The organism is Micromonospora aridisoli, from assembly GCF_056150025.1.
The window spans coordinates 160795-176938 of the sequence record NZ_JAXCFK010000013.1 but is presented as its reverse complement, the minus strand read 5'-3'; the positions used below and the strand labels follow the sequence as shown (position 1 = coordinate 176938).

13 protein-coding genes are annotated in these 16144 nt (G+C 71.0%); 2 read left to right on the top strand and 11 right to left on the bottom strand.

From position 1 onward, the window contains the following. Positions 1-101 precede the first annotated feature (101 nt). Positions 102-1103 carry a type IV toxin-antitoxin system AbiEi family antitoxin domain-containing protein gene (locus SM447_RS24975; protein WP_474575291.1) on the bottom strand — a complete coding sequence of 334 codons (1002 nt, stop codon included), beginning with the start codon at positions 1101-1103 and terminating at the stop codon, positions 102-104. 179 nt (positions 1104-1282) lie between these two features. Here SM447_RS24975 and dusB point away from each other — a divergent pair, with 179 nt between their 5' ends. Next, entirely contained in the window at positions 1283-2452 is a 1170-nt protein-coding gene (dusB, locus tag SM447_RS24970) for a tRNA dihydrouridine synthase DusB (protein WP_474575290.1), read from the top strand. A 13-nt stretch (positions 2453-2465) separates the two neighbouring features. Here dusB and SM447_RS24965 read toward each other — a convergent pair whose 3' ends face one another. The 9 genes from SM447_RS24965 to SM447_RS24925 all read right to left on the bottom strand — a co-directional run bounded on the left by SM447_RS24965 (position 2466) and on the right by SM447_RS24925 (position 12387). Continuing rightward, complete coding sequence (locus SM447_RS24965; protein ID WP_474575289.1) at positions 2466-3233, bottom strand: GntR family transcriptional regulator; 768 nt, start codon at positions 3231-3233, stop codon at positions 2466-2468. Between the two features lie 77 nt (positions 3234-3310). Then, positions 3311-4015 (bottom strand): deoxyribose-phosphate aldolase, encoded by a 705-nt coding sequence (gene deoC, locus SM447_RS24960; protein ID WP_474575288.1) that lies wholly within the window; start codon positions 4013-4015, stop codon positions 3311-3313. 41 nt (positions 4016-4056) lie between these two features. Further along, positions 4057-4512: a D-ribose pyranase gene (gene rbsD / locus SM447_RS24955; protein ID WP_474575287.1), complete on the bottom strand. Its 456-nt coding sequence runs from the start codon at positions 4510-4512 to the stop codon at positions 4057-4059. After that, positions 4509-6056 carry a sugar ABC transporter ATP-binding protein gene (locus SM447_RS24950; protein WP_474575286.1) on the bottom strand — a complete coding sequence of 516 codons (1548 nt, stop codon included), beginning with the start codon at positions 6054-6056 and terminating at the stop codon, positions 4509-4511. The genes rbsD and SM447_RS24950 overlap by 4 nt, the downstream gene beginning before the upstream one ends. A gap of 3 nt (positions 6057-6059) precedes the next feature. After that, positions 6060-7079, bottom strand: a complete 1020-nt coding sequence (locus SM447_RS24945) for a substrate-binding domain-containing protein (protein ID WP_474575285.1) — start codon at positions 7077-7079, stop codon at positions 6060-6062. A gap of 53 nt (positions 7080-7132) precedes the next feature. Further along, positions 7133-8161, bottom strand: coding sequence for an ABC transporter permease (locus SM447_RS24940; protein WP_474575284.1), 1029 nt, complete (start codon positions 8159-8161; stop codon positions 7133-7135). A 5-nt stretch (positions 8162-8166) separates the two neighbouring features. Beyond that, the gene (locus SM447_RS24935; RefSeq protein ID WP_474575283.1) at positions 8167-9078 is read right to left on the bottom strand and encodes a ribokinase; all 912 of its coding nucleotides are present in this window, start codon (positions 9076-9078) and stop codon (positions 8167-8169) included. Positions 9079-9374: 296 nt separating this feature from the next. Further along, positions 9375-10034 (bottom strand): C39 family peptidase, encoded by a 660-nt coding sequence (locus SM447_RS24930; protein ID WP_474575282.1) that lies wholly within the window; start codon positions 10032-10034, stop codon positions 9375-9377. A gap of 466 nt (positions 10035-10500) precedes the next feature. Continuing rightward, positions 10501-12387, bottom strand: a complete 1887-nt coding sequence (locus SM447_RS24925; RefSeq protein WP_474575281.1) for a beta-N-acetylhexosaminidase — start codon at positions 12385-12387, stop codon at positions 10501-10503. Positions 12388-12700: 313 nt separating this feature from the next. On the opposite strand from SM447_RS24925, the gene ppdK reads away from it, so the two are divergent. After that, positions 12701-15409: a pyruvate, phosphate dikinase gene (gene ppdK / locus SM447_RS24920; protein WP_474575280.1), complete on the top strand. Its 2709-nt coding sequence runs from the start codon at positions 12701-12703 to the stop codon at positions 15407-15409. A 104-nt stretch (positions 15410-15513) separates the two neighbouring features. Here ppdK and SM447_RS24915 read toward each other — a convergent pair whose 3' ends face one another. Next, complete coding sequence (locus tag SM447_RS24915; RefSeq protein ID WP_474575279.1) at positions 15514-16014, bottom strand: roadblock/LC7 domain-containing protein; 501 nt, start codon at positions 16012-16014, stop codon at positions 15514-15516. Between the last annotated feature and the right edge of the window lie 130 nt (positions 16015-16144).

The following is a 16144-nucleotide window of genomic DNA, read 5'->3' as shown; positions in this document are numbered from 1 at the left end:
CCACCCGCTACGACAAACTCGCCGTCCGCTACGAAGCCACCATCACCATCGCCGCCATCAACAGCTGGCTCCGCACCCACTTATGAAACACGCCCTAACACTCACCACCTCGCGGCGGCACCTTCACGTACTCGTGAGTTCGGGTGTGTGTGCGGCGGGTCGATCCACAGCCGGACGGTGGTGCCGAGGCCCCGCCGGGACTCGTACGCGTCCTCCACCATCTGCCGGACGCGGCGCGGTTCGCGGCGGATCTGGGCCGGCGTGAAGTGCAGCACGAGGATGCCGCGCCGGCTCAGCTCGTTGTGCCGGTCGAGCGTGCGCGCCCAGTCGCCCGGGCGGTAGTGGTACTCCTGCGAGTCGACCTCCAGCGCCACCGCGGCGTCGGGCAGATAGCCGTCGGGCGTCGGCAACGACCCGCCATCCGCCTCGCGCAGGCGGGGATTCCAGTGGATCTCCGGTAGCACCGGGCTCTCCGCGAGGCACTCCCGCAACTCGGCTTCGGGTGCCGACCGGGTGCCCTGGGCCACCTCGGAGAACGCCTTCCGGATCAGCGCCGTCCGGCTGCGTCGAGCCCGGCGGATCTCCCTGTCCAAGGACGCGAGGTCGGCGTACCCCCGTTGGATGGCCTCGGCGACGACCGCCCGCACCGGACGCAGTTGCCGCAGGTCGCGGGCCGCGTCGACCACCGCGCGCGCCGGTGAGCACACCGAATAGAGCGGCGTGGCGCGGGCCCGCTCGTCCAGGGCCATGGTCCGTGAGATCACCGCGTAGCCGGCGGACTTGCGGCGCGCGTGATGCGGCACGACCAGATGTACGGCGTCGGTGCGCGGGCTCTGCCGAAAGCCGTACCAGATCAGCGCGGCGAGGCCGGTCAGCTGCGCTTCGGCCCCGGCGTACAGGGCCGCCGCAATCCGCCGCTGCTCATCGGTCAGGGTGCCGGTGACCAGGGCGTATGTCGCGGGCAGGACACGCTGCCACAAGCCGCGGCGGGTCTGCCGGTACAGGTACATGTCGTGGAAGCCCGCGGCCAGCAGTTGGGTGCGGATGACGATCTGCTGTTGCCGTTCGGCCAGGTCGGCGAAATCGGGTGGGTGCGTACGCATGAGGTGCAGCATCGGCGGCGCATCCGCGTCTGTCCGGCCCGACCGGCACGCCTGTGCGTAGCCAGCCGTCCTGTGGACGACGCCCCGACGCCCGCCCAGGTGTGTTATGCATCGCGTTAAGAGGGGGCCCTTCCTATGCACGAGACGTTAAGAAGGGGCCCTTCCTTACACTTGGGCCGGTGACGACGAATGCTTCCGGCCTGCGTCCGCTGGCGATCGGAGCGCACCAGGTGTGGCCGCCGGTGGTGCTCGCCCCGATGGCCGGCATCACCAACGTCGGCTTTCGGCAGCTCTGTCGGGAGCAGGGCGGTGGCATCTACGTCTGCGAGATGATCACCACGGTCGCCCTGGTCGAGCGGAACCCGAAGACGCTCCGGATGATCGCGTTCGGGCCGGACGAGTCGCCACGCAGCCTCCAGCTCTACGGCACCGACCCGGAAACCACCGCCGCCGCCGTGCGGATCGTGGTGGAGAGGAACCTCGCCGACCACATCGACCTCAACTTCGGCTGCCCGGTGCCGAAGGTGACCCGCCGGGGTGGCGGCGCGGCGCTGCCCTGGCGGCGGCGGCTCTTCGCCCGCCTGGTGCGGGCCGCGGTGGATGCCGCGTCACCCGCCGGGGTGCCGGTCACGGTCAAGATGCGCAAGGGCATCGACGACGACCACCTGACGTACGTCGAGGCGGGGCTCGCCGCCCAGGAGGCCGGCGTCGCCGCGGTCGCGCTGCACGGGCGTACGGCCGCCCAGCGGTACTCGGGCACCGCCGACTGGGACGCGATCGCCACCCTCAAACAGGCCCTTGACGTGCCGGTGCTCGGCAACGGCGACATCTGGGAGGCCGACGACGCGCTGCGGATGGTGGCGCACACCGGGGTCGACGGAGTGGTGATCGGTCGGGGCTGCCTGGGTCGGCCCTGGCTCTTCGCCGACCTGGAGGCCGCCTTCAACGGCTCGCCGCAGCGTCGGCTGCCCACCCTCGGCGAGGTGGCGGTGACCATGCGGCGGCACGCTGAACTGCTGGTCCAGCAGTTCACCGTCGGCGCCCGCAACCCGGCCCGCGGTGAGCGGGACGGCTGCACCGACTTCCGCAAGCACGTCGCCTGGTACCTCAAGGGCTTCCCGATCGGCAGTGAGCTGCGTCGTGCTCTGGCGATGATCGACAGCCTGGCCGAGTTGGACGACCTGCTCGGCAAGCTCGACCCGGCCGTGCCGTTCCCGGTGGAGACGCTTGGTCAGCCGCGTGGCCGCACCAACTCGCCCGGCAAGGTCTTCCTGCCCGACGGCTGGCTGGCCAGCCGGGACGACGACACCGTCCCCGAGGGCGCCGAGCTTGAGGACTCCGGCGGCTGACCCGAGGGCTGCCTCAGCGACGGGAAAGCAGCGAGGTGACCCGCATCCGCTCGCTGTGGATCCACACGTCGGAGTACTCGATGGGCCGTCCGTCATCGAGATAGGTGATCTGTTCGAGGTAGAGCAGCGGGAAATTCTCCGGAACCCCGAGCGCCTCGGCGGTCCGACCGGAGGCGGCGGTCGCGGTGAAGGTGCGCCGACCGGTGCTGATCTTCAGCCCGTAGTCGTTCTCCAGCAGCCCGAACAGGGAGCGGTCAGCCAGGTCGGCGTCCTCCAGGCCGGGCGCCAGGTCCACCCGTACGTAATTGACCAACCAGGCGACCGGTCCTGCGGAGATGGACCGGAGTCGTTCCAACCGAAGTACCGACTGACCTGGTCGAAGGTCGAGCAGGGCCGCCACCGGCGACGGTGCGGGCATGACATCCCGGGAGATCACCTGCGTGGTGACGGAGACGCCCTGCCGGGCGAAGTCCTCGGACAGGGTGGTCAGCTTCTGGGCGATGGAGGGTTCGATGGCGGTGGAGGTGACGAAGGTGCCGCGACCGCGTACCTGCACCAGCAGGCCGTCGCGGATCAGCGTGGACAGCGCTCGACGCAGGGTGCCCCGGGAGATGCCGAGTTCGGTCGCCAGCTCCGGCTCGCTGCGCAGCCGGTAGTGCGGTGGCCATTCGGCAGACAGGATCCGGGCCCGGATCTGCTCCGACACCTGCGCGTGCAGCGGTACCGGCGCGTCGCGGTCGAGCTGCTCGGACGCCCCTGCCGCCTGCAACTGGTCGGACATGTCACCTTCCACTCTGGGACCGCCGCCCCTCGACACCGAACGTGGTGCGGTCGCTCGGGCCGAGGGGCGACGGTGGCTCAGTAGCTCGTCGTCTGATCGTCGGTCGTGTCGGTGACGATAGCCACCCCGGCGCTGGTGCCGAGCAGCACCGCGCCCGCCCGCAGCAGGGCGACCGCCTGATCGAACGACTTGATGGAACCGGAGGCCTTGACCGTCACGCCCTGCGGCGCCCGCGACACCAGGTAGGCGATGCTGTCGGGGTTGGCCACCTCGACGGCGCCGCTGCTGGCGTTCTTGAGCACGGCGGCGCCCGCCTCCACGGCCAGATCCACGGCGATGTCCCGTTCGGCCGGCGTGAGTAACGGCAGTTCGAGCATCACCTTGATCGGTACGCCGGCGGCGCGGACGACGCCCCCGATGTCGTCGCGGAACGCGTCGTACCGCCCGCTCTTGAGCCAGCCGATCTGCACCCCGATGTCGATCTGGGTGGCACCGGCGCGCACCAGGCTCTCCGCTTCGGCGGCCTTGCCGGCGCTGGTGGTCACCCCCACGGAGGGAAAGTCCAGGGCCGAGGCGACCTCGATGCCGGTGCCGCGCAGCACCTCGGCGACCTCCGGTACCCAGGAGCCGGGGACCATCGCGGCGTTGAAGCCGTATCGGGCGGTCTCCTCCGCGTGGGCCACGATCCGGTCGCGGGTGACCCCGACCTCGATCAGGGTGTGCTGGATGTAGGGGGCCAACGCGGCGGGGGTGACGGTGTCGGCCAGGATGGCAGTGCTCACGTTCTTCTCCAATGTGGTACGTCGTGGCGCGGTGCGCGCCGCTACATCCGGTCCCGGTAGTAGTCGGGCACGATGACCCCGGGTTCGTCGAACCAGCGCGGTACGTCCACGCCACAGATCAGTCCGACGTTGCCCCACGGGTTGAAGGCACCGGTCCGGACGATCGCCTTGGCCTGTCCGGCCAGCTCGCCGAGCATCTCGGCGTGCTGGCGGGTGCTCAGCGGCACGCCCGGGAAGCGCTGGCCCAGCCAGTCCGCGAGCGGCTTGTTGTGGGTGGTGACGTCCTCGGCGACGACCACACCCTCGACGATGATCTCGTCGGCGATCAGGCCGAGCACGGTGGTGAGCGACGGCAGGTCCTCGGCGAGGGCCAGGTCGACGCGGTGGGCGGTACGCGGGATGGGGAAGCCGGCGTCCACCACCAGCAGCAGGTCGGTGTGACCGAGGGTGGCCAGTACTCCGGACAGTTCGGCGTTGAGCACGCCCGTACGCTTCATGTCTTCTCCTTCATGGTGTGCGCGCCGGTGGCCAGGGCCATGACCTTCTCCTCGGTGGCCTCCGCCGCGGGCATGACGCCGACCACGCGTCCGGCGGCCATGACGGCTATCCGGTCGCTGATGGTCAGCAGTTCGGGCAGGTCCGACGAGGAGACGAGGATCGCGACCCCGTCGTCGGCCAGGCTGCGGAACAGCCGGTAGATCTCGGCCTTGGCGCCGACGTCGACGCCCCGGGTGGGTTCGTCCAGCAGCATCAGCCGGGGTTCGATGGAGAGCCACCGGGCCAGCAGCGCCTTCTGCTGGTTACCGCCGGACAGCTGGGTGATGCCCTGGGCGGTGGACGAGGTCTTCACCCGCATGTCCCGCGCCCGGTTGTCGGCGTCGCGGCGCAGGGCCTGCCGGCGCAGCAGGCCGAAGCGCTGCCGGCGGCCGAGCGTCAGGATGGTGACGTTGTCGGCGACGCTCATGGTCGGCAGGATCCCCTGCTGGCGGCGCTCGCCGGGCAGGTACGCCACGCGGGCCTCGATGGCGTCGCGCGGCGTCCGTGGAGTGAAGGCCGTCCCGTCCAGCGCCAGTTCCCCGCCGCTGATCGGGTCGGCCCCGAAGACGCCGCGCAGCAGTTCGATCCGGCCGCTGTCCGGCAGGCCGGCCACGCCGACCACCTCACCGGGCGCGACGTCCAGGTCGACGTCGGTGAAGCCGGTGCCGCAGACGCCGCGCATCCGCAGCCGGGGGGTGGCCGTGGCGGCGGGCGCCGGGGTGTCGTGCCGGGCGAACTCGGCGGCGAGTTCCCGGCCCACCATGGCGGCGACCACGGTGTCGGGAATGACCTCGGCGGTGGGCCAGTGTCCGACGTGGCGGCCGTCGCGCAGCACGTGGATGTGCTGGGAGAGGGCGAAGACCTCGGGCATCCGGTGCGAGACGTACAGCATCGTCACCCCGTCGGCCCGCAGCGAGTGGATCACTTCGAAGAGCCGGTCCGACTCGGCCGGCGACAGGATCGAGGTGGGCTCGTCGAGGATCATCAGCCGGGCCTCCCGGGCCAGTGCCCGGGCGATGACCACCAACTGCTGGGTGGCCGCGTCCAGGTGGCGGACGGTGCCGCGGGGGTCGACGCGTACGCCGAGCCGGTCCAGCAACTGCGCGGCCCGCTCGTCGAGACGGCGCCGGTGCGGGAAGGTGCGGGAGCCGGGCTCGACGCCGAGCATGATGTTCTCGGCGACCGTACGGTCCTGGGCGAGGGCGAGTTCCTGGGGGACCAGGGCGACCCGGTGCCGGCTGAGCAGCGTGGCCGGGTCGAAGCGGCGGACCTCGTCTCCGTCGACCCGGACCGTGCCGGCGGTGGGGCTGTCCAGCCCGGCCAGGATCTTCATCAGCGTCGACTTTCCGGCACCGTTCTCACCCATCACGGCGGTGAGGCTGCCCGTGGGGACGCTCAGGGTCACGTCCTGCAGGGCTCGGACGGCTCCGAAGTGCTTCGACAGACCCGTCACCTCGACGGCTGCAGCCGTCGTCGGGGCGGCGATCGTGGCCGGGCTGGTCATCGGTCAGCCCTCCACCGGCACGTCGGCCACGTTGTCGCGGGTGACCACGAGCGCGCCCGTGTCCACGTCGGAGATCTCCGTGCCGTTCTTCAGGAAGTCGGCGAGCAGCTTGACGGCCTGGAAGCCCTGCTCGGCCGGGCCCTGGCTGATGCTCAGATCGACCACGCCGCGTTCGAGGTACTCGACGGTCTGCGGCTGCACGTCGAAACCGACAGAGTGGATCTTCCCGGCGTTGCCGGACTGCTGGAGCCACTGCGCGCCGGCCGTGAAGCTGCAGCAGTCAAGGGAGACCAGGGCGATAGCGTCGCGCTGCGCGGCCATCGTCGACTCGATGGTGTTGTACGCGGCGCTCGGCTCGTTGCCGGTGTTCACCGGGCCGACGATCTCCAGGCCGGAGCCCTGCACGCCGGTCTGGAAGCCGGAGAAGCGGTCGTTGGACCACCCGGCACCGGAGTCGACGGAGACCACCACTACCTTGCCGGTCCTGCCCTCGAGGACACCGAGCAACTCCTTGGCCAGCGACTCACCCGAGGCGACGAGGTCCTGCCCGACGAAACCCATCTGCTTCGACTCGGGGTTGTTGGTGTTGAACGAGATGATCGGGATACCCGCGTCGTACGCCTGGGCGATGACCGGCTTGAGCGCGTCGTTGCTGGCCGAGGAGACGGCCAGGCCGTGGATCTGCTTCTGGTTGATCAGGGTCTGCAGTTCGGCGACCTGGTCGGCGGCGTTGCCGCCGGTCGGGCCGATCATCTGCGCCTCGACGCCGAGCTCGGCCGCCCCCCGCTCCATGCCCTGCCGGATCGGTACGGCGAAGGCCAGCGACGGGTCGTGGTAGCTGAGCCGGATCTTGAGGGTCTCGCCGTTGTCGACGGCCTGCTTGATGTAGTCGGCGAGCTGGAACTCGCCGTCACCGCTGCTGGCGTTGCCCGCTGGCGTGACCGCGCCGCAGGCGGCGCCCGCGAGCAGCGTCAGGCCGAGTGTCGCGGCGACCGCGACCCGGCGTCGGATGGACAGTCTCATGGAGAACTCCTTGCGATGTGGGGGACGGGCGATGGGCGGGTGCCGACGCGGGGTCAGCGACGCCCGGAGCGTCTGCGCAGCCAGTTGTCGGCCGCCACGGCGAGGATGATCACCGCACCGGTCGCCACCGTCTGCCAGAAGGAGGAGATGCCGCGCAGGTTGAGGATGTTCTGCAGGACGCCGATGAAGGCGACGCCGATGACGGTGCCGAGCATGGTCCCGGAGCCGCCGAACAGGGCCGCACCACCGATGATCACGGCGGAGATGGCCACGAGTTCCATCCCGGTGCCGGTGACGCCCTGCACGTAGGACAGGAAGGACAGGCCGAGTACGCCGGCGAGGCCGGCCAGGGTGCCCGAGAGGGTGAAGGCGGCGATCTTCACCCGGCCGGTGTTGATGCCGCACAGGCGAGCGGCCTCGGCGCTGCCGCCCACGGCGTAGGTGTTGAAGCCGTAGCGTGAGCGCGACAGCACGATCGCACCGAGCACCGCGACGAGGGCGAAGATGACCAGCTGCATGGGCAGGAGGCCGAAGAGCTTGCCCTGACCGAGCAGGTTGAACTCGGCGACGTTGGGGTCGTTGGCGGACAGCGAGATCGGCGATCCGCCGCTGAGCAGCAGGGTCACTCCCCGGTAGACGCTCAGGGTGCCGAGGGTGACGATGAAGGACGGGATCCCGAAGCCCACGGTCATCAGGCCGTTGAGCAGGCCGGCGACCGCACCGGCAGCGATCCCGCCCAGGGCCGCGAGGGGCCAGGCGATGTCCGAGGTCATCAGCAGGCCGGTGACCACGGCGCCGAGGCCGTAGATCGAGCCGACGGAGAGGTCGATCTCCGCGTTGATGATGACGAAGGTGACCCCGATCGCCATGATGCCGATTTGGGCGATCTGCTGTCCGACGGTGAGGAAGTTGTCGGTGCCGAGGAAGCCCGGGGCGAGCATCGTGCCCAACAGAAAGAGCACCACGAGGGCGAGGAACGTGCTCGCCTCGCGGGCGTGCAGGAACCGTTGCAGGGGTGAAGGGCTGCGGGGGGCGGCGGCGGGCACCTCCGGCGGGGCCGCCTGCGCGGTCATCTGGGCCATCTCTCTCATCTCCTCAACAGGGCCGCGACATCGTCCGGGCCAGGCAGGGCAGGTATGACCTCGGCGACTCCGACGGCGTGGGCGCCGGCTGCGGCGGCGTACCGGACCGCCTCGATGAGGTCGTCACCTCTGGTCAGAGCGACGGCGAGCGCGGCGGTGAAGGCGTCACCCGCACCGGTGGTGTCGACGATCCGGGGCGCGGTGACCGGCGCGACGCGGGTCTGCCGCCCGCCGGAGTCCACGAGGGCGCCGTCGGCGCCGAGGGTCAGTACGACGGTCCCGGTGTAGCGGACCCGCAGGCGCTGCACGAGTTCCTCGGCGCTGGCGGAGCCGGCCGGGTCGAGGCCGGTGAGCACCCGCGCCTCGCTGGCGTTGGGGGTGAGCACGTCGATCCACGCCCACGCCTCGTCGGGCAGGGCCGCGGCCGGGGCCGGGTTGAGCAGCGTGCGCACCCCGTGTTCGTGGGCGGTACGCAGCGCGGCGAGTGCGACCGGCAGCGGGATCTCCAGACTGACGACGACCAGGTCGGCCTCGGCGATGCGAGCGGCGAATCGGTCGACGTCGGCCGGGCTCAGCTCGTCGAGGGCGCCCGGCGCGATGGCGATCCGGTTCTCGCCGTCGTCGTCCACGAGGATGAACCCGACCATGGTGGCCGCGTCGGTGGTGCGGACGGCGCTGGCGTCCACCCCCTCGTCGGTCCACAGTTGGCGAGCGGCCTCGCCGAACTGGTCCGCGCCGATTGCGGTCAGGAAGCTGACCTCCGCACCGAGGCGCGCCGCGGCCACGGCCTGATTCGACCCCTTGCCGCCGTGCCCGGAGGCGAACCGGCCGCCGGAGAGGGTCTCGCCCGCGACCGGTGCCCGTGGCACCCGCATGGTGAGCCCGGCACCGTAGCTGCCAATCACCGCGATCCTCATGTCTGCCTCTTGTCTATGGACAACCATGTACAACTCCAGAGGACACTAGGTCGGGCCCGATGGGGTGTCAATAGCTCCCGAGGCTTCCGCAGGTAACTTTCTCGACCCGGTGAAGCGGCTCTGACCTGCTCTGACGCTGGCACGATGCGCGTACCGGGGCGGCAACTTCGGGGATGTCGCTGCCTCGCGACGACCCGGGACGGCAACATCCCGAAGTCGCGGTGCGGTGGGATGGGTGGGGACGACGAAGGGCCGACCCCACGGGGGGGTCGGCCCTTCGTGATGTTGTTCGGTTGTCAGGAGGTGGCGCTGTAGCCGCGGGTGGCGATCCAGTCGGCGAGCGCGTCGATGCTCATCCGGTAGGAGGCCTGGGCGGGGTCGGCGGAGTCGGCGATGGTGACCGTCTCGCCGCCGTCGCGGTAACCCACGACGCTGATGTAGTGGCCGCCCTCGAAGCTGTGCGCGATGCCGTCGGTGTCGGTGGCGGTGCCGGCGATGTTGGCGACCACGGCCCGGCCGTCGTCCACGGTGCGGACGATGTCGTCGCGCAGCTTGTCGGTCTGCTTGGCGTCGGCCTTGGCGCCGGAGATCTCGACCGACTTGTAGACGTCCTTGCCGGTCTGCTTGTTCAGCACCGGGGTGATGTCGTTGATCGAGTTGGTGCCGGCCTCGGTGGTACGCATCTCCTTGGCCATGGCGTCCACGTCGATGTTCTTGCCCTGCACGCTCAGGGCGTTGCGGGCGGCGGCGGGGCCACAGTAGTAGAAGTTCGGCTGCGCCTCGTAGCGCACGTCGAGCTCACGCTCGCCGCCGGGCTTGCGCTCGGCCTGCACCTGCACGACCGGCTTGGTCGCGGGAGCGGCCTGGGCGGCGATGGCGGGGCCGGCGATGCCACCGGCGGTGGCGGCGGCTGCGGCGATGGTCAGGGCGGTCTTGCGCAGGATGGTGGTAGCCATGATGATTTGCACCTTTCGGTCGGGGGTGCGCGGCGCGCGCCGCAGGGGGTGCGGTGGGCCGCGTTCAGAAAGGGGATGTTGGTCGTCGGGGGATCGGGGATCCTGCTCGCGACGTCCGGGGGATGTAACGCCCGGGGGTGGGGGGTCATTCCGGCCCCGGGGGGTGCGGCGCGGGGGGCGCTCGCGGTTACCGGGGATGTAACGCCCGGGGGTGGGGGGTCATTCCGGCCGGCCCGGGGGCCGCGCTCGGAGGTGCCCGTGGTTACGTCATGTACAACCGTCGGACGGGTCCCGCGATTCCACCCGCGGGGTGGTGCCGGTCACCGCCGAATCGGTCATCGCGGGATGCGGCGCGTCGCTGGCCAGACACGGTCGCGCCGAACCGGTCTATCCAGACATAACTCGCCATCCGGTCACGAGGCCCCGAGAGGGCGCAGGCCACACGGCCGGCATCAGACAGGTCGCCTCATCCCCGGCCTGAGGCGGTCTCTGGACGGGCCGGCGGCTCGCCGGGACGGCTGAGCGGCTGGTCCCCGACACCGTCGGAACCGGTCGACGGGTCGCGCGGAGCGGGAACCGGCGTCGCCGGAGTCGGCCAGGGCAGCTCGGGAGAGCGGTGGTACGCGATGCCCGCGGCCGCCCAGCGCGGAACGTGTCCCGACAGCCGCTCGCGGAACGAGCCCCAGTCGTGCGTCGACCGGGGTGACCAGCCCAACTCGGCGATGGCGGGCAGCCGTGGGAAGAGCATGAACTCGATCTCGGCGAGGGTGGTCACCGACTCGGTCCACAGCGGGGCCTCGACACCGAGCACCGCCTCGGCCGGTACGCCGGCCAGGTGACCGCCGGGGTCCCAGTCGTACGCCCGGCGCAGGTCGATCAGGCCCGCCCAGTCGTGCCCGATGGGTGTGTCCGGGGCGTACTTCATGTCGAGATACGCGTGGTTGCCGGGGGAGAGGATCAACCGGGCACCCCGGCGTACCGCCTCGGCGGTCACCGGGTCCTCGCCGGTCGTGCCCCACCACTGGAGGATCCGGCCGTCGGCGTGGGCGGCGGGCGCGATCTGATGCCAGCCGATCACCTCCCGGCCCAGCCCGGCGACGATGCGCTGCACCCGGTCGACGAAATCGGCGTACACCTCGGCGGGCACCTTGAACGCCTCGTCGCCCCCGATGTGCAGCCACCTCCCGGGGGTGAGGGCGGCGATCTCGCCGAGCACGTCGGCGACGAAGTCGTACGTGCGCTCGTTGGCCGGGTCGACGTAGCTGAACCCGACCTCGGTGCCGGTGTACGGCGCTGGGGCGACCCCGTCCGGGGCCAGCTCGCCGTACGCGGTCAGCGCCGCGTGTGTGTGACCGGGCAGGTCGATCTCGGGGATGACGGTGATGTGCCGGTCGGCGGCGTACGTCACGATCCGCTGGTAGTCGGCCCGGGTGTAGTACCCGCCGGGGGCACCGTCGACCGCGCCGGCACCGCCGACGGCGGTCAGCCGGGGCCAGGACTCGATGGCGATCCGCCAGCCCTGGTCGTCGGTGAGGTGCAGGTGCAGCCGGTTGAGCTTGTACCGGGCCAGATGGTCGATCACCCGTAGCACGTCGCCGACGCCGAAGAAGTGCCGCGCCACGTCGAGCATCGCGCCCCGGTGCGGGTAGCGGGGGCGGTCGAGGATCGAGCCTCCGGGGAGCACCCAGCGTTCGGCGACCGGGGTGGCGCTCTCGACGGCGGCCGGTAGCAGCTGCCGCAGCGTCTGCACCCCGTGGAAGAGACCGGTGGCGGTGCCGGCCGTGATGCGAACCCCGGTGGTGGTGATGTGGAGCCGGTAGCCCTCCGCGCCCAGCCCGGCCTCGCCGGTCAGGTCGAGGACGATGCCGCCGAGGTCACCGACGCCACCGGTGGCGGTCGCGGACCCGGCGTCGGCGGCCCGGGCGGACGTGGTGGTGTCGGTCACCGGCAGCGGGTACCCGGTGGCCGGCCGCAGCAGCGCGGCGAGTTGTCCGGCGACGGCGAGGGCGGCCGGGTCGGCGCTGACCCGGATCACCGTGTCGGCGGTGATCAGGTAGTCGGCCGTGTCGTCCGGCTCGACCCGTTCCGGAGCGGGCACCACATCGCCCAGCCGGACCGGTGCCGGCGGGGCGAGCAGCGTCGCAGCCTCCCGGTCCGCCGCCCTGGCCAGCTCCCCGGCGGTACGCCCGGCGGTCTGGGCCGTGGCGTGCGCGGCGGTTTCGGTCCCGGCGGTGACGTCGGCCCGCGCGGCGGCTCCGTCCGCTGCGGTGGGCGCGGGGTCGGGCCGGACGGCGACGTCGGCGGTGCGGGACGGATCGAGGGGCTCTGGTGTGTGGCTGGACGGCGCGGACACGAGGACTCCGAGGGGGTGTATTCGCGGCGGTTGTGGCAATGGTGCGAGGCGTGGTGACACAGCGTGCCGTCAAGGGTACGGGGAGGTCGGCAATTGCGTGAATGTGCGCGTGGAAACGTTCCCAAAAACTGTCCCGAACGCGGACAGTCGTGATTGCTGTGCCTATTGTCACCGAATGCTCCCGGGCCGCGCGTTGTTCGCTTAGCCTTCGCCCACCGATCGGCACGACCTCCCGGATTACCAGCGTGTGGTTCCGGGGAAACAGAAAACTGAACCTTCGTTAAGTGTCAATCCGGGCGCGTGGGAGGCTCTGGTGGCAGCACAAGAGACGGTCGAGCACAAGTACGTCTACGACTTCGCCGAGGGCAACAAGGATCTCAAGGACCTCCTCGGTGGCAAGGGAGCGAACCTGGCCGAGATGACCAATCTCGGCCTACCGGTACCGCCCGGTTTCACCATCACCACCGAGGCGTGCAAGGCGTACCTCGACACCGGCGCGGAACCCGCCGGGCTGGCCGGTCAGATCGCCGCCCACCTGGCGGCGCTGGAGCGCGGGATGGGCCGGCGGCTCGGTGACCCGGACGACCCGCTGCTGGTCTCCGTACGCTCGGGGGCGAAGTTCTCGATGCCCGGAATGATGGAGACCGTGCTCAACGTCGGTCTCAACGACCGCTCCGTCGTGGGCCTGGCGGCACAGGCCGGCGGTAACGAGAGGTTCGCCTGGGACTCCTACCGGCGGCTGATCCAGATGTTCGGCAAGACGGTCTGCGAGGTGCCGGGTGAGGAGTTCGAGCACGCGCTCGACGAGGCCAAGCGCGCCCGGGGCACCACCGACGATCTCGACCTGGACGCGGCCGACCTGCGCGAGTTGGTCGACGCGTACAAGAAGATCTTCAGCAAGCACACCGGCCGGGAGTTCCCACAGGATCCGCGGGAGCAGTTGGATCTGGCCGTGCGGGCGGTGTTCGAGTCGTGGAACGCCGAGCGGGCGGTGGTCTACCGCCGGCAGGAGCGCATCCCGGCCGACCTCGGCACGGCCGTGAACGTGGTCGCGATGGTCTTCGGCAACCTGGGCCCTGACTCCGGCACCGGCGTGGCCTTCACCCGCGACCCGGCCAGCGGCGCCCAGGGCATCTACGGCGACTACCTCGCCAACGCCCAGGGCGAGGACGTGGTGGCCGGCATCCGCAACACCGTGCCGTTGCAGGAGCTGGAGCGGATCGACAAGGACTCCTACGACGAACTGCTCGACTACATGGCCCGGCTGGAGCGGCACTACCGGGACCTGTGCGACATCGAGTTCACGATCGAGCGCGGCAAGCTGTGGATGCTCCAGACCCGGGTCGGCAAGCGGACGGCCGCCGCCGCGTTCGTCATCGCCGGTCAGCTGGTCGACGAGGGCCTGATCGACCTCGACGAAGCCCTGCACCGGGTCAACGGCGCACAACTGGCCCAGCTGATGTTCCCGCGTTTCCAGCTCGACCACGAGTTCCAGCCGGTCGCCACCGGCATCGGTGCCTCACCGGGCGCGGCGGTCGGCAAGGTGGTCTTCACCTCCGCCCGGGCGGTCGAACTGGCCGCCGAGGGCGAGGCCGTCATCCTGGTCCGCCGGGAGACCAACCCGGACGACCTGAACGGCATGATCGCTTCGAGGGGCATCCTCACCTCGCGTGGCGGCAAGACCAGCCACGCCGCGGTGGTGGCCCGGGGGATGGGCAAGACCTGCGTCTCCGGCGCCGACGAGCTGGACATCGACGTGCCGAAGCGGCGGTTCACGGTGGCCGGACACACGGTGACCGAGGGCGACGTGATCTCCATCGACGGCACCACCGGGAAGGTGTACCTGGGTGAGGTGCCGGTCAGCCCGTCGGAGGTGGTGCGGTACTTCGAGGGCGATCTCGACCCGGCGACCACGGACGACGCCCTGGTCAAGGCCGTACACCGGATCATGTCGCACGCCGACGGCAGCCGGCGGCTGGCGGTACGCACCAACGCCGACACCGCCGCCGACGCGGCGCGGGCCCGGCGCTTCGGCGCCGAGGGGATCGGGCTGTGCCGCACCGAGCACATGTTCCTCGGTGACCGTCGCGAGCTGGTGGAGCGGCTGATCCTGGCGCGGGACGCGACGGAGCGGGAGGAGGCGCTCGCCGCGCTGCTGCCGTTGCAGCGGGCGGACTTCGTGGAGATCTTCCGGGAGATGGACGGGTTGCCGGTCACGGTCCGGCTGATCGACCCGCCGCTGCACGAGTTCCTGCCCCCGTTGGAGCAGCTCGCGGTCAACGTGGCGGTCGCCCAGGAGCGCGGTGAGGACGTCGCCAAGGAGGAGGCCCTGCTCGCGGCCGTGCGGCGGATGCACGAGGAGAACCCGATGCTCGGGTTGCGCGGCGTGCGCCTGGGCCTGGTCATCCCTGGCCTGTTCGCGATGCAGGTCCGGGCGATCACCGAGGCCGCCGTGGAGTGCACCCGCCAGGGCGTACGGCCCTGCCCGGAGATCATGGTTCCGCTGGTCGGTGCGGTCCAGGAGCTGGAGACGGTACGCGCCGAGGCCGAGCGGATCATCGCCGAGGTGGTCGGCGGCAGTGACGTCGACGTGTTGATCGGCACGATGATCGAGGTACCTCGGGCGGCGCTGACCGCCGGGCAGATCGCCGAGGCGGCCGAGTTCTTCTCGTTCGGCACCAACGACCTGACCCAGATGGGCTGGGGCTTCTCCCGCGACGACGTGGAGGGGGCGTTCTTCTGGCGCTACCTGGAGCTGGGCATCTTCGGCATTTCACCGTTCGAGTCGATCGACGCCGACGGGATCGGCCGGCTGGTTCGCATCGCGGCCGAGGAGGGCCGGGCGGCTCGCCCGGGGCTCAAGCTCGGTGTCTGCGGCGAGCACGGCGGAGACCCGGACTCGGTGCACTTCTTCCACTCCGTCGGGCTCGACTACGTCTCCTGCTCCCCGTTCCGGGTACCGGTGGCGCGGTTGGAGGCCGGCCGGGCCGCAGTTGTCACCACCGGCTCGGACAGCCGCTGAGGGTGCTGACGTGAGGCAGCGACATCGGGGATGCTGCTCTGTCGAGCCACCGGCGAGGCAGCAACATCCCCGATGTCGTCGGACGGTCGACCCCGGATGGGAAGTCAGATCGGGGGGCGGCGCCAGGTGATCGACGGGTCGCGGCGGGGGCGCTGGTTCGGCAGGGTCGCCATCGGGGTGCGTACCGCCAGCGGGGCGTGCGGATCCGGCTGGTGGGGCAGCAACGTCGGACGACGGCATGCGGCCAGCGCCGGACCGGCCCGGCGGACCATCCCGCGGGCCTCCTCCCGCAGTGCCGCCAGATCCGCCCCCGGGTCGGCGACCAGGGTCAGCAGGGCGTCCTTACCGGCCGGGAAGGTGATCACGCAACCGGCCGCGGTGTGCACCACGGACTCGTGGAACTCGCCGTGCCGGACGGTGGCCGCCATCCGGTGCCCGAGGCCGAAGCTGGCCGCCGCCAGCGCCGCCAGGTGGGTGGCGTCGGTCATGGGCAGGTCGCTGGAGATCAGCAGGCCGTCCGTGCCGGCGAGGACCGTGCCGGCGACCTCGGGGCGACGGCGGCGCAGCCCCCGCAGCTCGGTGCCCATCATCGTTTCCGCGTTCACGAGCGTGCCTCTCCCACCGGTCGTGTCTCCGCCGCAACAGGTGACGTTCCGCGATGGCGACGCTACCCGTGGACGTCGATGTGCGCGATCCCGTCACGGTCGGCGATCAGACGACAACTCTCGTCTGATC